The following is a 19,886-nucleotide window of genomic DNA, read 5'->3' on the forward strand; positions in this document are numbered from 1 at the left end:
CTGGCTATCGCGGCGCTTCGCTCGCGCGGCGCTGCAGAAAACACCGCCGAGCGAGTAAAGCGCCGGCCGCCGATGCGGCCGGCGGCGATCAGCCGGCGATCTGTTCCATCGCCTGCAGGATACGCTTATCGGAAATGGGATAAGGGGTGCCAAGCTGTTGAGCGAAATAGCTAACGCGCAGCTCCTCAATCATCCAGCGGATCGCCTGCACATCCTCATCATCGCGCCGCGCCGGCGGCAGCTTGTTCAGCCAGCTCTGCCACGCCTGCTGCACCTGCTCCACCTTCAACATGCGCGCGCGATCGCTGTGCGGATCGACCGGCAGTTTTTCCAGCCGACGTTCGATCGCCTGCAGATAGCGCAGCGTATCGGGTAACCGCTTCCAGCCGTTCTGGGTGACGAAGCCGCGATAAACCAGGCCGCTCATCTGCGCTTTGATATCCGATAGCCCTAACGCCATGGTCATATCCACGCGCCCTTTCAGCCGCTTGTTGATAGAGAACACCGTCGTCAGGATCTGCTCCACCAGCTTCGCTATCTCCACCACGGTATCGTTCAGGCCGGCGCGGACCTTCTCGTGCAGCTCACGGAAATCCGCTTCCTTCCAGGCCGGGCCGCCGTTTTCCGCCATCAGCTTATCGATACCGCAGCTAATGCAGTCATCGATCAGCTCCAGCACCTTGCCGTAAGGGTTAAAGTAGAGCCCCAGCTTGGCCTTGTTCGGCAGCTTCTCGTGCAGATATTTCACCGGCGACGGAATATTCAGCAGCAGCAGACGGCGCTGGCCGCGCCACATCATTTTTTGCTGCTCATGCTGACTGTCGAACAGGCGGATCGCCACGCTCTCTTTTTCATCCACCAGCGCCGGCCAGGCTTTCACACTGTAGTTGCCGCGCTTCTGCTCGAACTGTGCCGGCAGATCGCCGAAGCTCCAGATATGCAGGCCGCTCTGCTCAAGGCCGTCATCGGCCACTTTCGACAGCGTCTCCTGCACCTTGCCTTTCAGCGAGGCTTTCAGCGCCGCGAGATCCTTGCCCTCTTTCAGCTTGCGGTTATGTTCATCCAGCACGCGGAAAGTGATTTTCAGGTGATCGGGCACCTGATCCCACTGCCAGGCATCGCGGTCGATGGTGACGCCGGTCATGCGGCGGAACTCGCGCTCCAGCGCGTCGAGCAGCGGCACGTCGGTATCGGTAATGCGCCCCAGAAACGCCTCGGCGTAGTTGGGCGCGGGAACAAAGTTACGGCGCACCGGCTTCGGCAGCGATTTAATCAGCGCGATAATCAGCTCGCGGCGCAGGCCAGGGATCTGCCATTCAAACCCCGCCTCTTCCACCTGGTTCAGCAACGGCAGCGGAATATGTACCGTGACGCCGTCGGCGTCCGCGCCCGGCTCAAACTGATAGCTAAGGCGCAGCTTCAGGTTGCCCTGATGCCAGAAGTTGGGATAGTCGAGCTTGCTGACCTTATCGGCGCCCTCTTTGATCAGCATCTCTTTATCGAAAGAGAGCAGATCGGGCGTCTGCTGGCTCGCCTTTTTCCACCAGCTGTCGAAATGGCGCGCGGAGACCACATCGTGGCCGATGCGGCTGTCATAAAAGGCGAACAGCGTTTCGTCATCCACCAGAATGTCACGCCGCCGCGATTTATGCTCCAGATCCTCAACTTCGCTGCGTAGCTTTTGATTGGCCTTAAAGAACGCATGGCGGGTTTGCCAGTCGCCTTCCACCAGCGCGTGACGAATAAAGAGTTCGCGCGACAGCTGCGGATCGATGGGCCCGTAGTTCACCTTGCGCGCGTTCACGATCGGCAGGCCGTACAGCGTCACTTTCTCCATCGCCATCACTGCGCCCTGCGCTTTCTCCCAGTGCGGCTCGCTGTAGCTGCGCTTGATCAGGTGCTGCGCGAGCGGCTCGATCCACTCCGGATCGATACGTGCGGCGATGCGACCCCACAGGCGGCTGGTTTCCACCAGCTCCGCCACCATGGTCCATTTCGGCGGTTTTTTAAACAGCGCCGAGCCGGGAAAGATAGAGAAGCGGGCGTTACGCGCGCCGCTGAACTCTTGCTTTTCCGCATCCTTCAGGCCGATATGCGACAGCAGGCCGGTCAGCAGCGCGGTATGAATTTCGCGGTAAGGCGCCGGCTCGCTGTTAACCGGCATCCCCAGCTCCCGCACCACCTGGCGCAACTGGGTATAGATATCCTGCCATTCGCGCACGCGCAGGTAGTTCAGATAATCGACTTTGCACTGACGGCGGAACGCGTTGCCGGAGAGCGCCTTCTGCTGCTCCTGCAGATAGTTCCACAGGTTAACGAAAGCGACAAAATCGGACTCTTTATCGGCGAAGCGGCGATGTTTCTCATCGGCGGCCTGCTGCTTCTCCACCGGACGCTCGCGCGGATCCTGAATCGACAGCGCCGCGACGATAATCATCACTTCGCGCACGCAGCCATATTTCTGCGCCTCCAGCACCATGCGCGCCAGGCGCGGGTCGACCGGCAGCTGCGCCAGCTGGCGGCCCGACGGCGTCAGGCGATAGCGGCCGTTTTCCTCTTCGGTAATCGCGCCCAGCTCTTCCAGCAGCCGCACGCCATCCTGAATGTTGCGCTTATCGGGCGCTTCGACAAAGGGGAAGGCGCTGATATCACCCAGTCCCAGCGCGGTCATCTGCAGGATAACCGAAGCGAGGTTGGTACGCAGGATCTCCGGATCGGTAAATGCCGGACGGCTTAAGAAATCCTCCTCGGAATAGAGGCGAATACAGATGCCTTCAGATACGCGGCCGCAGCGCCCTTTACGCTGGTTGGCCGACGCCTGAGAGACCGGCTCGATCGGCAGACGCTGCACCTTGGTGCGGTAGCTGTAGCGGCTGATGCGCGCGGTACCGGGATCGATAACGTATTTGATGCCGGGCACCGTCAGCGAGGTTTCGGCCACGTTGGTCGCCAGCACGATGCGGCGGCCGCCGTGCGACTGAAATACCCGATTCTGCTCGGCGTTCGACAGGCGCGCGTAGAGCGGCAGGATCTCAGTATGCGGCAGGTCGCGCCGGCTCAGCGCATCGGCGGTGTCGCGGATTTCGCGCTCGCCGCTCATAAAAATCAGGATATCGCCGCTGCTCTCCTGGCCCAGCTCATCCACCGCGTCGAAAATTGCCTGCAGCTGATCGCGGTCGCTCTCATCGACATCGCTGACCACCGGACGATAGCGCACTTCCACCGGATAAGTGCGGCCTGAGACCTCCACCACCGGCGCGTTATTGAAGTGGCGCGAGAAGCGCTGCGGATCGATGGTCGCAGAGGTGATGATCACTTTCAGATCGGGGCGGCGCGGCAGCAGCTCGCGCAGATAGCCGAGCAGGAAATCGATATTCAGGCTGCGCTCGTGCGCCTCATCGATAATGATGGTGTCGTACTGCATCAGCAGCCGATCCTGCTGGATTTCCGCCAGCAGGATGCCGTCGGTCATCAGCTTGACCTGGGTGGCGTCGCTGACCTGATCGTTAAAGCGCACCTTGTAGCCGACGCAGCCGCCGAGCGAGGTTTCCAGCTCTTCGGCGATACGGTTCGCCACCGTGCGCGCCGCCAGACGACGCGGCTGGGTATGGCCGACCAGCCCTTTTACCCCGCGCCCCAGCGACAAACAGATTTTCGGCAGCTGGGTGGTTTTCCCGGAGCCGGTTTCGCCCGCCACAATCACCACCTGATGATCGCGGATCGCCTCGGCGATCGCCTGCTGCTTCTGGCTGACCGGCAGGTTTTCCGGGAAGCGAATGGTCGGGGTCAGCGCCTGACGCTGCTGCAGACGCTGCTCCGCCTGCGCGAATTCATTTTCCAGCTCGTCGGCGATGCCCTGCTGCGCCGCCAGATTTTTCACTTTTTTGGCGCCGTGCAGGCGGCGCTGCAGACGCTGACGGTCGCGCAGCGTTACGTTTTCCAGCCGCGCCCAGAAAGGCGCGATCGGCGATGTGTTTGATTCGACAGACATAATAATTACCTTTTCCACACGGCGGCTTCTGCTTGCTGTTATGGCCGCCGCGCCGTCGGTCAGCGCCGACGTCACGTTCATTTACTGCGGCTTATGTTACCACAGGCGGTGCGGACAGGGATGGCCTGCTCCGCGCTTGTTCAAGAATTTCGAACATCGGTCTCGAAATATTGCGCTTTCACTGGTGCGGTAAACTCCCTACAGTGTAAGCCATTGAGCGGACAGACTTCCGTATTCCAGAGACAGGAAAAAATTATGAGCAAAGTATTAGTTTTAAAATCCAGTATTCTTGCCGGTTATTCTCAGTCTGGTCAGCTGGCCGATTTTTATGCCGCGCAGGCGAAAGCCAAAGGCGATCAGGTGACGGTACGCGACCTGGCGGCCGATGCGATTCCGGTACTGGACGGCGAGCTGGTTGGCGCGCTGCGCCCTTCCGATGCGGCCCTGAGCCCGCGTCAGCAGGAAGCGCTGGCGCTTTCTGATGCGCTGATCGCTGAGCTGAACGCGCATGATGTGATTGTTATTGCGGCGCCGATGTACAATTTCAACATCCCGACTCAGCTGAAAAACTACTTCGATCTGATCGCCCGCGCCGGCGTTACCTTCCGCTATACCGAAGCGGGCCCGGAAGGCCTGGTGAAAGGCAAACGCGCTATTGTTATCTCCAGCCGCGGCGGCATTCATAAAGATACCCCGAGCGACCTGCTGACCCCTTACGTGCAGCTGTTCCTCGGCTTTATCGGCATTACCGACGTCAACTTCGTCTTTGCCGAAGGCATCGCCTACGGCCCGGAAGTGGCAACCAAAGCGACGTCAGAAGCGAAAGAAACCCTGGCGCAGCTGGCTACCGCCTGATGCGTAACGCTGGCCGCCGCCCTGGCGGCCAGCGGCGTTACTTCCTGATCCACTGCCCGTTGATACCCCGCACGTACTCGCCCGTCGCGGCGCGCTGCACCAGTTTTTCTCCGGCGATACGCGCCACCTCATCCGTATGTAAATGATTCTGCTGCGCAATCTGCTGGTAGTGCTGTTCGCGCCCCTGATTGATGCGCGCCACCAGCGCCAGCGTTTCCGCATCCTGCAGGCGCGGCGCCAGATAGCCGTTCAAAGTTTCGCCGACGCGCCCTTGCTGACGCGCCTCATCAAGCGTTAGCGCCATCGCCGCCGGCGATGCCAGCGTCAGCAGCAGACAGAGTTTCACCCAGCCTTTCATTCCGCCTCCGCTCAAAAAAGGTCGCTCTTGTCTAACAGCGCTTCCACATCTTTATCAACTTTGATGTGGATTTCATGTTCGATCCTGACGTTCATGTTGATGGTGATCGGTTCCTTCGGCGCCGCGACTTCAATGCGCGGCACGCAGCCGGCCAGCCCGCTACAGCAGGCCAGCAGCAGCAGCCGGTTAATTTTCATGATGGGTGTCCTTTTGTGTCGGCAGAGTGGCGTTCTGCTCTACCCAGGATTGTAAATTATCGCCAAAACGCAGGCTGCGCCACAGCTGAAACAGGTTCTCCTGATGGCGGTAGCTCAGGTTCACATGCTGGTCGCGGTTGCTGAAACGGCTGGCGCCGTTGACCTGCGCCTGCATGGTCAGATCGCCGATGGCATTCAGGTTAATCGTCGCCCAGCTGCGCGATATCTCCATATAGCGCAGCCAGTCGAGCGCCGCGCCCGCGGCGATATTATTGCTGGCGATCGCGTCCGCCATCTGCTTATCGAGCCGCAGGGTTAACGGGCCGTCGTTAGCGATCCACCCCTCTTTCACCAGCCACGGCGAATCCTTCAGCCACAGCGGCAGCTCGCCATTAATCCGTCCCGACAGCGCGATCTGCTTCGGCTTCAGCGCGGTGATCAGCTCGCTCAGGCTAATCTGCCGCAGGCGAATAAGCGCGGGCTGATGCTGCGGCATACGCAGCTGCGCCATGCTCAGGCTGCCGCCGAGCAGATCCAGACTGACGTTGCTGAGGGTCAACGGCGTGCGTTCGCTCCAGGGCCAGCTGCCCTGCAGATCGGCGCTGACGTTAGCCATCGGGAACTGACTGCTGATGCTTTTGATGCGCAGCGATACCGGGCCGTGGGTGCCCAGCTGCCAGCGGCTGGCGCGCAGCCGGAACGGCAGCGAGAAATCGATCCCCTGGATGCGGTTATCCGGCATCCAGACTGCGCCCTCTTCCACCACCCAGTGGCCGCCGGCGGTGAATCCCTGCTGGCCGGAGGCGGAAAATGCCACCTGCGCGCGCAGCGTGCCATCGGTGATGTTCATTTTCAGATCGGGACTCAGCAACGGCTGGAACACCGTCAGCAACTGGCGCGGCCACCAGCCCTCTCCGCGCAGCCGTTCGCCGTCCCAGCGGCCATTCAGGCGCACCGGACCGATATCGCGCGCGCGCAGCTCGCCATTAAACAGGAAATGGGTCGGATCGTTGCCGTTAAGCGCCAGCGTCAGCGCCGGCGCCGGCAAATAGCCGCCGTTGTCAAAGCGGGTTTCGCGCGCCGCCAGCGTCAGAGCGCCGTTAAAGGCGCCATCATCCGCCGCGCGCCGCCAGACCAGCGGCTGCGTCAGATGCAGCCGCGGCTGCGCGACGGTAGTTTTGCCGTAGCGTAGCTGGTCAAAACCGGTGGAGAGCGTATCCAGGGCGATGGTGTTCTGCTGCCAGCCGCCGGTGCCCATCCCATCCCATTTCGCCGCCAGCGGCGCCAGATAGCCGTTACCCCAGTAGCGCCAGCTCCAGCGCCCACTGTCGGGCCAGAAATCGCGCGCGCGGCCATCAAGGTGCAGCGTAAAGCGCCCTTTGCTGGCGTCGTGCGCGCTGAGGATCGCCTGCAGGCGGCCGTTGACGCCGGCGGAAGAGAGGGTGACGCCCGCCAGCGGCCAGCGCGCCTCATCCACCTCCAGCGTGGAGAGCAAACGGCCGCGCATCCGCAGCAACGCGCCGGGGGCAATGTGCAGCTGTGGATCCAATAGCGAGCCGGTCAGCGTGCCGGGCAGCGAAGCGTAAAACTGCAGCGCGGCCAGTTTGCTTTCGCCGGTCAGGCGCAGCGGCAGCTCGCTATCGGTGAGCGACAGACGTCCCGGCCCCAGCGTCAGCACCACGTTGCCTTTACCGCCGCGCCCCTGGGTGAGCATATTCATGCGTCCGCTCAGGGTGGTCGCCTCCAGCCCTTGTCGCCAGTTAGCAAGCGTCAGCGCCACGCCGCCTGCCAGCGGCTGCGCCGCCCACGGCCAGCGCCAACGGCCCCCGACAATGCGAATCTGTTCAGCGGTAACCTGCCAGGGCAATGTCACCAGCGGCGTCGCTTCATCCGGGGAAGTGACGGTCAGCCTGCCCGCCTGCCGCCGCCAGTCGAGGGCGACATGCAGCGGATGCGGCGGCTGCGTCAGGGTAAAATCGCCTTCGAGCTGCCCGCTTTCCGGCACGCCGTTGGCGAACTCTGTTAGCTCCAGCGCGCCGTGCAGCGTTACCGGCTGAGTCTGGCCGGGGGGATGAAGGGTCAGCTGGCGCAGCGTCAGCCGCTGTCCCTGCAGCTCGGCCTGCACCCGCAGATTATCGCCCTGGTAATCGAGCCGCTGCGCCGCGCGATCGAGGGTCAGCCGCAGGGCGCCTGCCCAGCTCTGATAAGGATTCACCACCAGCTGCCGCACCGTAATATCGGCGGGCGGCAGCAGCGCCTGCCACTGCGTCAGCGTGCGCGGCGCGTCGGACGCGGTATCGCTGGCGGGCAGCCGGCTCAGGCAGGCGCTGTCGAGCGCCAGCCGCTGCGCCCCGGCCAGCCAGCGCGCATGGCGGTAACGCAGCGTCAGCCCGTCGACACCGGCCAGCTGGCAGTCGCCCGCCAGATAGCGTAGCGAAGGCACATAGAGCCCCCCTGCCGCCAGCGCGGCGCGGCATCAAGCGCGATACGCGTGCCTGCGGGCAGCCAGATCCCCGCCAGGCGCGGCAGCCAGTGCGTCACGCTCAGCAGCAGCGTCAGCACCAGCAGAACCAGCGCCAGCAGAAAGGCGAGAGCGAATGAAAAGCGCCGACGCATTGCCATGACAGTCCTGTTCTGTAAAAAATCCCGGCCGCTATGATGGCACGATCGTCAAGCAGGGTGAAGGTTTCACCGCGCTTTTCTGGCCAGCGCCAGCGCCACGCGAAAGCGCGGCGGCGCGCGCCGCAGATTAATGATTACGCCGCATGTCAGCCAGTCTAGAATAAAGGGAGAAGACAATAAGGAGACGATAATGAAACTTGCGGTCTACAGCACCAAACAGTATGACAAGAAGTATCTCGATCACGTTAACCAGCGCTTTGGTTTCGATATCGAATATTTCGATTTTCTGCTGAGCGAGCGGACGGCGATCAACGCCGATAACTGCGAAGCCGTTTGTATTTTTGTGAATGATGATGCCAGCCGTCCGGTGCTGGAGATCCTGCATTCCCAGGGGGTAAAAACGATCGCGCTGCGCTGCGCCGGCTTTAATAACGTCGACCTGGACGCGGCGAAAGCGCTGGGGATGAAAGTGGTGCGTGTGCCGGCCTATTCGCCGGAGGCGGTGGCGGAACATGCGGTCGGCATGATGATGACGCTGAACCGCCGCATTCATCGCGCCTATCAGCGCACCCGCGACGCTAACTTTTCGCTGGAAGGGTTGATCGGCTTTAATATGCACGGCCGTACCGCCGGCGTTATCGGCACCGGGAAAATCGGCATCGCCACGCTGCGGATCCTGAAAGGGTTCGGCATGCGTCTGCTGGCGTTCGATCCCTATCCGAACCCGCAGGCGCTCGACCTGGGCGCGGAATATGTCGATATCAAAACGCTGTTTAAAGAGTCAGACGTGATTACGCTGCACTGCCCGCTGACGCCGGACAACCATCACCTGCTGGATGCCGCCGCCTTCAGCCAGATGAAAGATGGCGTGATGATCATCAATACCAGCCGCGGCGGCCTGGTTGATTCACAGGCAGCGATCGATGCGCTGAAACAGCAGAAAATCGGTTCGCTTGGCATGGACGTCTATGAGAATGAGCGCGATCTCTTCTTTGAAGATAAGTCTAACGATGTGATCCAGGATGACGTGTTCCGTCGTCTTTCCGCCTGCCATAACGTGCTGTTTACGGGCCATCAGGCGTTCCTGACCGCCGAAGCGCTGACCGCGATTTCCGAAACCACGCTCTCTAACCTGCAGCAGCTGCAAAAAGGCGAAGCCTGCCCGAACGAAGTCAGCCCTCCGTAACCGGCCGCTGGTGCGCTCTGTGCGCGCCAGCCGCTGTTAAAAGCGCGCGCAGCTGCCGCTTTCCAGCGCGTTTTCACTACAGCGGCGGCCGTTGGCCAGCTGGCACATACCGACGCTGGTGCCGTCGAGCTGACGCGAGAATGCCAGGGTGCCGCCTGCGCTGGCACAGTTGCTTTCCGCTAAGGATGACATCGCGACTCTGGGCTGGACGTGCGCAGCCGTGGCCTGCTGTGGGGGTTCATTATCGCTGCTGCTGCATGCTGCAAGAAGCAGCGCAGCGCCGGCAAGCAGAAAGGTGGCTGCTTTCATTTGTCGGGCTCCGGGGTAAGTGAAGTGAAGGCTTTGCCAGCATAAGCGACGTTTATCGGTGCGTCGAGATGTGAAACAACTTTTTACGTAATTTTCCCGGCAAAAAGTCTCCAGGAATACTCCCGTTTCGCTTACGGAATAAGCCGAAATGAGTTGATGGCGCCCCCCTGCGCGGCGCCTTTAAACAGGCGCGCCGGGCTGCCTTTTACGGCTTCCGCCCTCTTCTGCTCCGCGCGGAAAAAACCACGGCCCGCCGATCGCCATCACTGACCTCACATCGGATTAGCGCGGCCTGAATCCTAACTGATCTCGCATCGCCTTCGCGCGCTGTTGAACCAGGGGCCGCTGGGGATGCCGGTGCTGGCGAGCAGCGCCGCCCAGGGAGAGATGGTCGCGCCGCTGCGCCCGTTTGCGAAAAACGTAGCGGGCGTGCTGATCCCGCACTGCGGCCACTTTCTTCCCAACGAACAGCCTCAAACGCTCGCCCGCGAGCTGCGCGCATTTTTTGGCTGACACCTCTCTGGCGGGCGTTCTTTGCCCGCCCGCTTACTGGCTCGCCTCGACGCGGTTGCGTCCGTTGCGTTTCGCTTCATAGAGCGCCTTGTCCGCGCGCTCTTTAACGCGCTCCGCCTCGCCCTGCTGGCCGCTGGCGATCAGGGTGCAGCAGCCTGCGCTGATGGTGATCACTTTTTCGGCGCGTTCCGTGGCCTCATGAAGGATGCCCGCTTCACGCACGACGCGCACCGCCCGCTCGGCGAACTGCCTGACGTCAGCCGCGCCGGTAAAAGGCAGGATAATGGCAAACTCCTCGCCGCCGTAGCGCGCCACTAAATCGATATGACGATGCGTCAGGCCGCGCAGCACTGCCCCGACCTTTTTCAGGCACATATCGCCGGCCACATGGCCGTAGGTATCGTTGTAGCGTTTGAAGAAATCGATATCCACCATAATCAGCGACAGCGGTTCGCCGCTTTTGCGCGAACGCTGCAGCTCCTGCTCCAGCAGCGCATCGAACTGCCGGCGGTTCGCCAGCCCGGTTAACCCATCCACCAGCGCCAGCGACTGTAGCGTATGGTTGATGGTAGTCAGCTCATCCCTGACCTGGGTCAGCTCCAGCTGATTGCGCACGTTGGCGCCAACCTGGCGCAGCACAAACCAGCCCATAATGCCCATCATCGCCAGCAGCACCAGGTTGAGTATGCCGTCGGTCAGATTAGCGGCCAGCCAGTCGGCGCGAATTTTATCGCGGTCATAGCCGGCGGTGACAATCAGCGGATATTGATCGAGCCGGGCGTAGCCGTAGATGCGCTCCACGCCGTCCAGCGCCGAGCGCCAGGTCGCGCTGCCGCTGGCGGAGGTCTTCAGCATGGTGGTGAACAGCGGGCTGGCGGAGAGGCTTTTGTTGATCACCGAATCCGGCAGCGGACGCGCGTAAAGTACCGTACTGTCCGCCAGAATGAGCCCCAACACATCGCGCTCGCCGAGAATGTAGTAACTGTAAAACTGCCGGAAGTACTCCACCTTTACCGTCGCCAGCGCCACGCCGGCAAATTCGCCTTTGCTGTCATTCAGACGCACCGATACCGGGATCACCAGCTCGCCGGTTGAGCGGCTACGGATCACATGGCTGATATGCGCGTTGGCATCGCTATGGGTGCGGTGCCAGACAAAATATTCCCGATCCGCATTGCTGGCGCGCGCGGGGATATAGTTGCCTGAGGTAACAATCCAGTTTCCCTGCTTATCATAAATAAACAGGCCATGCAGCTGCGCCAGCTTGCCGTGCTGCTCCCGCAGCTGGCGGGCAAACGCCGGCGACGCGGCGTAGCCCGGGCCGTTTTGCCGTAATTGCCTGACGGCATCGGCCAGGGTGATATCTACCTGCAGAAAGGCATCCTGCGCCTGACGCGCCAGCGAGACCGAAAGGTTGCGCGCATCGTTTTCGCTTTTATTCAGCGTATGTTCCCAGGAAACCCACAGCGCCCAGCTGTTGATGGCGATCACCGCAAAACCGGTTAGCAACAGGAAAAAGGCCATGCTGCGGCCAAGAGAGGTATGTAAAAGAGAGGAAACTGCGCTATCCGTTTTTCTGTCCACGTGCTGATCCCTGAGTAATGGTGCCTATTGAGAAGCATAACTGATGAATCAAAAGTGGGAAATGAGGAAACCGCAGGAGAGCCTGTTATTCAGCAACAGGGTGATGCCCGCTGTTTAAAACCGCATGATAGCGGGATTCAGAAAAGGCTAAGCGCTGGCGTAAAGCGGGATAAAGGCCAGAGAGAGGCCGGCGTGGCGTGCGGACTGTACGTTAATTTGTTATTCAATAGAGATAAGATGGCCTGAAAAATTAGCAGGAATGATGGATGATATACGCCTCTATGAGATGACCCATGCAAGAAAGGAGAATCGACACAGTGGACGTGCGTAAAGTGGTAAAGAACATTCTGATGCCGGGCGAGGTGGCCCGCATGATAACTGGCTGCGTGCTGTTGCATCCTGCCGATGATGGAGAAAGTGGTCAATGAAGACCTATTCCTATCCCCGTTTACTTTTGGCAACCACCTCTGTATTAGGCTGCATATTTGCTTTCATCGCCTGGCGTTCCGTTATCGATCACTCTACATTTCTGACGCGGCAAACTCTGCATATGCTGCTTGTGGCTGACCTTATACTCAGTTCAGCGTTTTACTGGGGCGTTAAAAAATGGGGCAAAGCTCAGCAAATTCAGGGCATTCTGGATAACCTCAAGATCTGGGTCGGGGCGGTTCTTATTGTTGCTCTCTGTAGCTATATACTGGTCAGCACGGCTGTCTGGCTGATTCCGGGAAGAATAAGTACTTACTCAGCCGCCTACGTATTCTCAGCCGGCAGCCGTAACAACTGTAGTGGTGCTTATGTTGATGATCCGGATTTAAAAAGGCGCATAAAAGTGTGCGAACCCGTGGGAAACTATTTTAGCAATGGAACGCTTAATGTGATTAAACGCACCAATGCGTTGGGCATGACCATTGTTAGCGCTGAGACAGCCTACTAAATTTGCTAATCTTTGCTTCCCCGATCGGCGCAAAATGAAAGAGGAAACCCGTCAGGTTCCCCATATCCCGCACCCCGCGCCACCTACTCAAGCTGGCTGGCGATCAGCCGCAGCTGCGCCGCGATCTGAGTTAAATCCTGTTGCCGTTGTCCAACGGCGCCGGTGGAGCTGCGCACCACCAGCTTCGCGGGCAGAATTGATGACGAACGCTGCTGATCTTGCTCACTGGCTAACAGGATACGCGCTACCGCCTCTTTGCCCTGCAGATCGAGATCCAGCGACACTGTGGTCAGCGCCGGATGGAAGAAGGCGCTTTCATAGGTGTCATCGTAGCCAATCACGGAGATCTGCCCCGGCACCGTCACGCCGCGCTGATGCAGCGCGCTCAGGGCGCCAAGCGCCATCTGATCGTTGCCAACCAGCAGTGCGCTAAAGTTCGGCGCTTCGCGTAGCAGCTGCAGTACGCCGTTATAGCCACTCTGCGCATCCCAGTTGCCATGGCTGATGCTGACCGGCGTCAGGCGATAGCTTTCCAGCGTATCCAGCCAGCTTTTCAGCCGCAGATTGGCGGAAACGGATTGCTGCGGCCCGGCCAGCAGGGCGAAATCCCGATGTCCCAGTTCATAGAGGTATTTGACGCTGGCGCGGGTGCCGTCCGCCGGATTAAACGAAACGTTAAACACGGCGCTGTACGGGTCAACATCGAGAAAAAGGCAGAGGATATCGTCGTTCTCCTGCACGATGCGTTCCGCGTCGGCGCTCTCCAGCGGTACGTTGACGATCACCTTATCCACCCGCTGTGATTTCAGCTCGTTGATACAATTTTGCAGGCTTTGGTTGACGTTCTCATCGATCATCGCGATCAGCACCTGGTAATCGGCAGCGTTCGCGTAGCGTTTAACCGCCGCCGCCACCTGTGAAGGGGCATGCAGCGCCAGCGAGGTGGTCACCAGGCCCAGCGTGCTGCTCTGCTTGCCCACCAGCTGCTGCGCCAGTCTGTTCGGCACATAGCGCAGCGTTTCAATCGCCTGCTCCACCTTGCGGCGCGTTGTTTCTGAGACGTTGGCCGACTTATTCAAAACCCGCGAAACCGTCTGATACGATACGCCGGCATGACGGGCGACATCCTCTAAGGTAGCATTCTTTGATTTCATAATTCGCATCCCTGTTTACCGATGGCGGAATAGTATCATAACGTAACTTCAGGCCAGGCTACCGCAGTCACATTGCGCAAACAAAAAAGAAAAGTTATACCTTCACATCACGAAATTTGGTGATCTGATTCACCAATCGTTACAAATCCCGCCTCTTTATTTGCACTACATCACACATTATCGTGATTTGATTTGTCACTCCTCTGTTAAAAAGCGTTTACTGCCGGCGTTATGTGAACGTATTACAAATAAAATGAGGATAACATGAACACAAGGCTACGCACTGCTGCTGTGGCGCTCGCCGCCGCCCTGACCTCCCCGACGCTTTATGCCGCCCTGGACAACATCGATTTCCACGGCTATCTGCGCGGCGGCGTGGGCGTCTCCCAGGATGGCGGTATCGAAGAGTGGCAAAAAAATAAAATTGGCCGTCTCGGCAATGAGGCGGACACCTACGGCGAGGTGGAACTGGGCAGCGAGGTCTACAAAAAGGATGACGTCAGCTTTTACGTCGACACCATGGTCAGCATGTTCTCCGATGGCTCTAACGATAATGAAACTACCCTCGGCGACGATGCGCAGTTCGGGTTACGTCAGCTCAATCTGCAGATCAAAGGGCTGGTGCCCGGCGATAAAAATGCGGTGATCTGGGGCGGCAAACGCTACTACCAGCGCCACGATCTGCACATCATCGATACCAAATACTGGAATATCTCCGGCTCCGGCGCGGGCATTGAAAACTATACGCTGGGTCCGGGCGCCATCTCTTTCGCCTGGATCCGTGGCGACGCCAATGATGTCGATTATCGCGTCGATGGCGATAACGACGTGAACATCAACTATCTCGACCTGCGCTATGCCGGCTGGAAACCCTGGAGCGGCGCCTGGACCGAATTCGGCATCGATTACGCCATCCCTAACACCACCAAAAAGCAGGAAGAGTATGGCGGCCTGTATGACGCAGAAAATGGCGTGATGCTGACGGGTGAGATCAGCCAGGATATCTGGGGCGGCTATCAGAAACTGGTCGTGCAATATGCCGATAAAGGGCTGGCGCAGAACATGATTTCGCAGGGCGGCGGCTGGTATGACATGTGGAACGATACCCGCAACGCCAAAGGCTATCGCATCATCAACACCGGCCTGCTTCCGGTTACCGATAAGTTCTCGTTAAACCAGGTATTTACCTGGGGTTCGGCGGATGATGTCACCGCGCAGACCAATAAAAGTACCCTGCTGTCGCTGGTGGGCCGCGGTCAGTATCAGTTTACGCAGTATGTGCGCGCCATCGGCGAAGTGGGCAGTTTCTGGCAGAAAGATGAGAACAAAGTTGGCGGCGACTACAAGCAGGCCGGACAGAAATATACCCTGGCACTGGGGCTGGCGGCCGGCCCGGAGTTTATGTCGCGTCCTGAGCTGCGCCTGTTCGCCTCTTATCTGAATGATTCTGAAAACGGGCACAGCTTCCAGGACAACACCAGTAACGACACCTGGAACTTCGGCGTACAGGTCGAAGCCTGGTGGTAAACGCGCTATCTCCTCATTGTTATCTTTCCTGATTGTCTGGCTCTTTTGCAGGGGCTGATTTGGATAACCGGCGACGGTTATCCATTTTTTTTATTGCGGCTGAAAAAAGCGCGTCTCCAGCAGCTGACGCAGACGATCGGACTGCGTCCCGAAGATCGCATGTACCTCATCGCCGAGGATGACGACGCCAATCGCCCCCGCCTGCTGTAAGCCGGCAGTATCGACCGCCGCCAGCGAAGCCACCGTGACACGCAGCCGCGTCAGGCAGGCATCTACCTGACGAATATTGTCACGGCCGCCGAAGCAGCGCATCAGGCGCTCCAGCAGCGCGCCGTCAACAGGTGGCTCTCCGGCGGGCGGCGACTGACGACTAAAGTAATGTTTAAACGATTTCAGACTCACCATGCGGTTCTCCTTCAGATAAAAAAAGGCGGGCTGCCGCCCGCCATCTTGCTAACAAACGGTGACGGCCGCCGGTTATGACGCTGATGCCAGCGGCGCACGCAGCACGCGACAGCCCCAGGGCGCCAGCGTCAGCGGCCCGGTCAGCGGCGTCCCCGCAATCAGATCCGCGATCCCGGCAGGCAGCTGCAGCTGCTGCGTCTGTGCGGTGAAGTTCTGTACGAAGATAAACGCCTGTTCACCATCGGTGCGGCGCTGAGCGGTGACGCCCGGCGGCAGATCGACCGCCAGCGCGCGCGGCAGCGCCAGCTGTTTAATCAGCGCGCCGTAGAAATCGCGATGAAACGCCAGATCATTGCGCGAGGCGATATACCAGGCTTTGCCTTTACCGATGCGGTTTACGGTCGCCGCCGGGGTACCGGCGTAGAAGTCGCTCTCGTAGCTGGCCAGCGCCGTGGCCCCTTCCAGGTGGATATGCTCGCAGAGTTCACGCGCCTGATAAGGTCCGCTGAGGCCCAGCTCGTTGCCGCGCACGCCGCGCACGCCGTTGAACTCCTCGTCGGTGAGGCTATCGATCTCCTCCGCCCAGATGCCGAGCAGCGGCCGCAGCGGCCCGGGGAAGCCGCCGAGGTAACAGAGATCGCTTTCATTAACGATACCGCTCCAGTAGCTGGCGACGAAGTGGCCGCCCTGCTCCAGATGCTGCTGCACGCGTTGCGCGAAGCCGTCGCGCACCATATAGAGCATCGGCGCTATCACCAGCGCATAGCCGCTGAGATCGCTGTCACCGTTGATCACATCTACCGCCACGCCCTGTTCCCAGAAGGCGCGATAGTGTTCGTTAACCGTGCGCTCATAGTGCAGGCCCAGGTTGCGCGGTCCCTGCGCGTTATCCATCGCCCAGCGGCTCTCCCAGTCGAAGACGATCGCCACCCGGGCATCGACGCGGCAACCCTGTACCGGCGTCATCGCCGCCAGCATGCGCCCCAGCTCGCAAACCTCGCGGCCGGTGCGCGTATCGAGATGACCGACATGATCGACTACCGCGCCGTGAAACTTCTCCACCGAGCCACGGCTTTTGCGCCACTGAAAGTACTGCACCGCATCCGCGCCGTGCGCCACCGCCTGCAGCGAAGAGAGGATATGCATCCCCGGCTTTTTGAGTTTGCTGGTGGGCTGCCAGTTCGTCGCGCTCGGCGTCGATTCCATCAGCACGAATGGCTTGCCCTGCTTCAGGGTGCGCATCAGGTCGTGATACATCGCGGTGTAACAGGCGAGCGCGGTTTCATCCTTCTCGTTGTGCCACATCGGATAGCTGTCCCAGGAGATAAAATCGAGCGCCTGCGCCAGCTTCCAGTAGTCGTAATCGTAGAAGTACTCCATAAAGTTGGTGGTCGCGGGCAGATCGGGATTGGCCTGCTTCAGCGGTTTGATCTCTTCGCGGCAGAAGTCGGTGACCTGATCGGTCATAAACCGCCGCCAGTCCAGGTTAAGACCATGAATCGACACTTCGCCCTGTGGCGCAGGCGACACAATCTGCGACCAGTCGCTGTAGGTATGGCTCCAGAAATCGCTCCACCAGGCGTGGTTGAGATTGTCCAGGGTTTCGTAACGGCGCTGCAGCCAGCCACGGAACGCTTGCTGGCAGCGATCGCAATGGCACTCGCCGCCATACTCATTAGAGATATGCCAGCCGATCACCGCCGGATGATGCGCATAGCGCGCCGCCAGCTGGCTGTTCATCGCCTGCACTTTCTCGCGATAGATCGGTGAGGTCATGCAGTGATTATGTCGGCCGCCATGCAGCGCCGGCACGCGATCGCGCCCGACACGCAGGACCTGCGGGTATTTCTGCGACATCCATGCCGGACGCGCGCCGCTGGGCGTGGCGAGGAACACTGAAATATTCTGCTGCCAGAGCTTATCGATCACCTCGTCCAGCCAGGCGAAATCATAGCGTCCCTCTTCCGGCTCCAGCTTCGCCCAGCTGAAAATACCGACCGACATCACGTTGCAGCGTGCCTGTTTCATCATCGTCACGTCATCGTCGATAATGCCCGGCTGGTGCGCCCACTGTTCCGGATTGTAGTCAGCGCCGTGCAGCAGCGCGTTAACTCTGGCGCTGAGCGGGGGAAATTTATTCATACCTGTTCCTCGGGAGTGTCAGAGACATCAGCGTTAGCGCTAATGGATTAATGAAAAACCTGTAGCGAAGGCAGCGCCTTGCCGTGACAGTCGAACAGCGCCTGATTTTCGCGAGCGTTGCCCTGCTTCCATTCGTCGTGGATATATTTCATGCCGGCCGGCGTCGCCCAGGTATTGCCTGGCGCGGGGATCCACGTCGGTTCCCAGTAGACCACGCCCTTGCCGCGCTGGCCGGGCACCGCCAGCACCGCTTTGATAAGGTCATGCAGATAGGCCGCCTGGCCCGCCGTCGTGGCGGGATAGCCGCCCGCCTGCTCCTCTTTGGCCTGGAAGCTGTTTTCGGCGCTATCGCAGTTTTCCAGCGTGTAGCCGTAGGCGGCTTCCACTACCATCACATCTTTGTCATAGCGCCGGCTGATATCATCCATATTGGCCTTCAGCGCGCTAATCGGGCCGTTCCAGTAGGTGTACATCGACAGGCCGATCAGATCGAACGGTACCTGGCGCTTGACGATCTCATCGAACCACCAGCGGAACGTGTCGTTCTTGGTGCCCTCGGCGAGGTGCAGCATGATCTTCACCTGATGCGGATCGCTGAGATTGTCGCGCAGACCGCTGATGGCGGCTTTCAGCAGCGCCGCCAGCCGATCGAACTCACCGCCGTTTTGTCCCCAGCTTTTGCCATCCGGCCAGAGCATGCCGCCATTCAGCTCGTTGCCAATCTGCACAATATCCGGCATTGCCCCTTCCGCCTTAAAGCGGGCGATGGTATCGCGCGTATAGTCATGAACCTGTTTTTCCAGCTGCGGAAAGCTCAGCGACTGCCAGGCTTTCGGCTTAAATTGCTTGCCGGGATCGGTCCAGAAATCGCTGTAGTGAAAGTCGAGCAATAGCGTCAGGCCGGCGGCTTTAACGCGCTTCGCCAGCGCCAGCGTGGTGGCCAGATCGTTGCCGCCGCCGCCATAGCTGTGGCCGCTGCCGTCGGTCGGGTCAACCCACAGCCGCAGGCGAATAGTGTTGATGCCGTTGGCTTTCAGAATGGCGATGGCGTCCTGTTGCTGATTGGCGGCGTTGTAGAATTTCGCGCCCTGCTTTTCCAGTTCCGCCAGCGAGGAGATATCCGCGCCCTTTATAAAATCCGCCGGCCAGGGCCCGGCAGAGGGAACAGGTGCTTGATCAGCGGCGAGCAGCGGTGTCGCCCAGGCCAGCGCCAGGGCGAGAAGTAAGGTTTTCGGCGTCATGATTTATCCTTTAGTACTGCCTGAGGCCAGGCCAGACACGAAGTATTTCTGCAGCGCCAGGTAGAACACTGCCACCGGCACGGCGATCAGCACGGCACCCGCCGCATAAGTGGTGTAGCTGGCGCCCATCTTCTGCGACACCAGGTTATAAAGGCCGATCGGCAGCGTGAACTGTTCAGGTGTGCGCAGAATGGTGCTGGAGAGAATGAAATCCCCCAGCGGCCCGGTGAAGGAGAACAGCGCCACCACCGCCAGAATCGGCTTCGACAGCGGCATGATAATTTCGACAAAGATGCGGAAGTTGCCCGCGCCGTCCATGCGTGCCGACTCATCGAGATCTTTGGGAATCGAATCGAGATAGCCCTTCATCAGGTAGGTGTTCATCGGGATCATGCCGCCCACATAGATCAATACCAGCGCGAGGTGGCTGTTGATGAGCCCCAGCAGCTGGGACAGCACGAAAATGGCGATCAGTGCTGAAAACTGCGGGATCATCTGCAGCAGCAGAAACAGCATCAGCCCGTTTTGCCGCCCTTTAAAGCGAAAACGCGAAAAGGCGTAGGCGGTGCAGCTGACGCTAAGCAGCGTCAGCACCATGGTCAGCAGGCTGATTTTCATCGAGTTCCAGTACCACGTCAGGTAAGGCACCGTACCGTTAAACAGATCGCGGTAGTGCTGCAGCGACGCGTTTTCCGGAATGATCGCGCTGCTGAGCAGGCTATTGCCGGCGTTCAGCGACGCCCCCACCGTCCAGATCAGCGGATAGATAATGATGGTCGCGACGGTCAATACCACCAGCCAGGTTAGCGACAGGCGTACCCACCGTTCGCGTTTAATACTGCCGGACTTCGCCATAACTGCTCCC

15 protein-coding genes and 1 pseudogene are annotated in these 19,886 nt (G+C 59.8%); 5 read left to right on the plus strand and 11 right to left on the minus strand.

The window, feature by feature from the left end; translation table 11 throughout:
• Nucleotides 1-88: 88 nt before the first annotated feature.
• A complete protein-coding gene (hrpA, locus tag C2E15_RS10835; RefSeq protein WP_104959153.1) occupies nucleotides 89-3,991 on the minus strand; it encodes an ATP-dependent RNA helicase HrpA in 3,903 nt (1,300 codons plus the stop codon).
• Nucleotides 3,992-4,246: 255 nt separating this feature from the next.
• On the opposite strand from hrpA, the gene C2E15_RS10840 reads away from it, so the two are divergent.
• A complete protein-coding gene (locus C2E15_RS10840; RefSeq protein WP_104957375.1) occupies nucleotides 4,247-4,846 on the plus strand; it encodes an FMN-dependent NADH-azoreductase in 600 nt (199 codons plus the stop codon).
• A gap of 37 nt (nucleotides 4,847-4,883) precedes the next feature.
• On the opposite strand, the gene C2E15_RS10845 is transcribed toward C2E15_RS10840, so the two are convergent.
• The 3 genes and pseudogenes from C2E15_RS10845 to C2E15_RS10855 form a co-directional block, all read right to left on the minus strand.
• Nucleotides 4,884-5,204, minus strand: a complete 321-nt coding sequence (locus tag C2E15_RS10845; RefSeq protein WP_104957376.1) for a YdbL family probable chaperone protein — start codon at nucleotides 5,202-5,204, stop codon at nucleotides 4,884-4,886.
• Nucleotides 5,205-5,215: 11 nt separating this feature from the next.
• Complete coding sequence (locus C2E15_RS10850; protein WP_104957377.1) at nucleotides 5,216-5,401, minus strand: YnbE family lipoprotein; 186 nt, start codon at nucleotides 5,399-5,401, stop codon at nucleotides 5,216-5,218.
• Nucleotides 5,391-8,017, minus strand: a pseudogene (locus C2E15_RS10855) (YdbH family protein). The gene C2E15_RS10850 and the pseudogene C2E15_RS10855 overlap by 11 nt, the downstream one beginning before the upstream one ends.
• 196 nt (nucleotides 8,018-8,213) lie before the next feature.
• Here C2E15_RS10855 and C2E15_RS10860 point away from each other — a divergent pair.
• Nucleotides 8,214-9,209 carry a 2-hydroxyacid dehydrogenase gene (locus tag C2E15_RS10860; RefSeq protein WP_104957378.1) on the plus strand — a complete coding sequence of 332 codons (996 nt, stop codon included), beginning with the start codon at nucleotides 8,214-8,216 and terminating at the stop codon, nucleotides 9,207-9,209.
• A 36-nt stretch (nucleotides 9,210-9,245) separates the two neighbouring features.
• Here the strand turns inward: C2E15_RS10860 and C2E15_RS10865 are convergent, their stop codons facing one another.
• On the minus strand, nucleotides 9,246-9,518 hold the full coding sequence (locus C2E15_RS10865; protein ID WP_104957379.1) for a putative hemolysin: 273 nt from the start codon (nucleotides 9,516-9,518) through the stop codon (nucleotides 9,246-9,248).
• A 351-nt stretch (nucleotides 9,519-9,869) separates the two neighbouring features.
• Between C2E15_RS10865 and C2E15_RS21680 the strand changes: the two genes are divergently transcribed.
• Nucleotides 9,870-10,031: an alpha/beta fold hydrolase gene (locus tag C2E15_RS21680; RefSeq protein ID WP_167391859.1), complete on the plus strand. Its 162-nt coding sequence runs from the start codon at nucleotides 9,870-9,872 to the stop codon at nucleotides 10,029-10,031.
• Nucleotides 10,032-10,064: 33 nt separating this feature from the next.
• Here C2E15_RS21680 and C2E15_RS10870 read toward each other — a convergent pair whose 3' ends face one another.
• Nucleotides 10,065-11,555 carry a sensor domain-containing diguanylate cyclase gene (locus C2E15_RS10870; protein ID WP_104957380.1) on the minus strand — a complete coding sequence of 497 codons (1,491 nt, stop codon included), beginning with the start codon at nucleotides 11,553-11,555 and terminating at the stop codon, nucleotides 10,065-10,067.
• Nucleotides 11,556-12,039: 484 nt separating this feature from the next.
• Here C2E15_RS10870 and C2E15_RS10875 point away from each other — a divergent pair, with 484 nt between their 5' ends.
• Nucleotides 12,040-12,552 carry a hypothetical protein gene (locus tag C2E15_RS10875; RefSeq protein WP_104957381.1) on the plus strand — a complete coding sequence of 171 codons (513 nt, stop codon included), beginning with the start codon at nucleotides 12,040-12,042 and terminating at the stop codon, nucleotides 12,550-12,552.
• Between the two features lie 83 nt (nucleotides 12,553-12,635).
• Here the strand turns inward: C2E15_RS10875 and C2E15_RS10880 are convergent, their stop codons facing one another.
• Nucleotides 12,636-13,706 (minus strand): LacI family DNA-binding transcriptional regulator, encoded by a 1,071-nt coding sequence (locus C2E15_RS10880; RefSeq protein ID WP_104957382.1) that lies wholly within the window; start codon nucleotides 13,704-13,706, stop codon nucleotides 12,636-12,638.
• Between the two features lie 264 nt (nucleotides 13,707-13,970).
• On the opposite strand from C2E15_RS10880, the gene C2E15_RS10885 reads away from it, so the two are divergent.
• Nucleotides 13,971-15,233, plus strand: coding sequence for a maltoporin (locus C2E15_RS10885; protein WP_104957383.1), 1,263 nt, complete (start codon nucleotides 13,971-13,973; stop codon nucleotides 15,231-15,233).
• A gap of 90 nt (nucleotides 15,234-15,323) precedes the next feature.
• Here C2E15_RS10885 and C2E15_RS10890 read toward each other — a convergent pair whose 3' ends face one another.
• From C2E15_RS10890 to C2E15_RS10905, 4 genes are all read right to left on the minus strand, one after another.
• Nucleotides 15,324-15,638: a PTS sugar transporter subunit IIB gene (locus tag C2E15_RS10890; protein ID WP_104957384.1), complete on the minus strand. Its 315-nt coding sequence runs from the start codon at nucleotides 15,636-15,638 to the stop codon at nucleotides 15,324-15,326.
• A 72-nt stretch (nucleotides 15,639-15,710) separates the two neighbouring features.
• Nucleotides 15,711-17,780 (minus strand): beta-galactosidase, encoded by a 2,070-nt coding sequence (locus tag C2E15_RS10895; protein WP_104957385.1) that lies wholly within the window; start codon nucleotides 17,778-17,780, stop codon nucleotides 15,711-15,713.
• Between the two features lie 47 nt (nucleotides 17,781-17,827).
• The gene (locus tag C2E15_RS10900) at nucleotides 17,828-19,021 is read right to left on the minus strand and encodes a glycoside hydrolase family 53 protein (RefSeq protein ID WP_104957386.1); all 1,194 of its coding nucleotides are present in this window, start codon (nucleotides 19,019-19,021) and stop codon (nucleotides 17,828-17,830) included.
• Between the two features lie 3 nt (nucleotides 19,022-19,024).
• Nucleotides 19,025-19,876, minus strand: a complete 852-nt coding sequence (locus C2E15_RS10905) for a sugar ABC transporter permease (RefSeq protein WP_104957387.1) — start codon at nucleotides 19,874-19,876, stop codon at nucleotides 19,025-19,027.
• Nucleotides 19,877-19,886: the final 10 nt, after the last annotated feature.

Source organism: Mixta gaviniae (genome assembly GCF_002953195.1).
Lineage (GTDB): Bacteria > Pseudomonadota > Gammaproteobacteria > Enterobacterales > Enterobacteriaceae > Mixta > Mixta gaviniae.

Excerpts from the sequence above, each read along its gene's own strand:
- hrpA (WP_104959153.1), bottom strand. The coding sequence starts at position 3,991 with ATGTCTGTCGAATCAAACACATCGCCGATCGCGCCTTTCTGGGCGCGG.
- C2E15_RS10850 (WP_104957377.1), bottom strand. The coding sequence starts at position 5,401 with ATGAAAATTAACCGGCTGCTGCTGCTGGCCTGCTGTAGCGGGCTGGCC.
- C2E15_RS10845 (WP_104957376.1), bottom strand. The coding sequence starts at position 5,204 with ATGAAAGGCTGGGTGAAACTCTGTCTGCTGCTGACGCTGGCATCGCCG.
- C2E15_RS21680 (WP_167391859.1), top strand. The coding sequence starts at position 9,870 with ATGCCGGTGCTGGCGAGCAGCGCCGCCCAGGGAGAGATGGTCGCGCCG.
- C2E15_RS10900 (WP_104957386.1), bottom strand. The coding sequence starts at position 19,021 with ATGACGCCGAAAACCTTACTTCTCGCCCTGGCGCTGGCCTGGGCGACA.
- C2E15_RS10890 (WP_104957384.1), bottom strand. The coding sequence starts at position 15,638 with ATGGTGAGTCTGAAATCGTTTAAACATTACTTTAGTCGTCAGTCGCCG.
- C2E15_RS10895 (WP_104957385.1), bottom strand. The coding sequence starts at position 17,780 with ATGAATAAATTTCCCCCGCTCAGCGCCAGAGTTAACGCGCTGCTGCAC.
- C2E15_RS10840 (WP_104957375.1), top strand. The coding sequence starts at position 4,247 with ATGAGCAAAGTATTAGTTTTAAAATCCAGTATTCTTGCCGGTTATTCT.
- C2E15_RS10865 (WP_104957379.1), bottom strand. The coding sequence starts at position 9,518 with ATGAAAGCAGCCACCTTTCTGCTTGCCGGCGCTGCGCTGCTTCTTGCA.
- C2E15_RS10905 (WP_104957387.1), bottom strand. The coding sequence starts at position 19,876 with ATGGCGAAGTCCGGCAGTATTAAACGCGAACGGTGGGTACGCCTGTCG.
- C2E15_RS10885 (WP_104957383.1), top strand. The coding sequence starts at position 13,971 with ATGAACACAAGGCTACGCACTGCTGCTGTGGCGCTCGCCGCCGCCCTG.
- C2E15_RS10870 (WP_104957380.1), bottom strand. The coding sequence starts at position 11,555 with ATGGCCTTTTTCCTGTTGCTAACCGGTTTTGCGGTGATCGCCATCAAC.
- C2E15_RS10860 (WP_104957378.1), top strand. The coding sequence starts at position 8,214 with ATGAAACTTGCGGTCTACAGCACCAAACAGTATGACAAGAAGTATCTC.
- C2E15_RS10875 (WP_104957381.1), top strand. The coding sequence starts at position 12,040 with ATGAAGACCTATTCCTATCCCCGTTTACTTTTGGCAACCACCTCTGTA.
- C2E15_RS10880 (WP_104957382.1), bottom strand. The coding sequence starts at position 13,706 with ATGAAATCAAAGAATGCTACCTTAGAGGATGTCGCCCGTCATGCCGGC.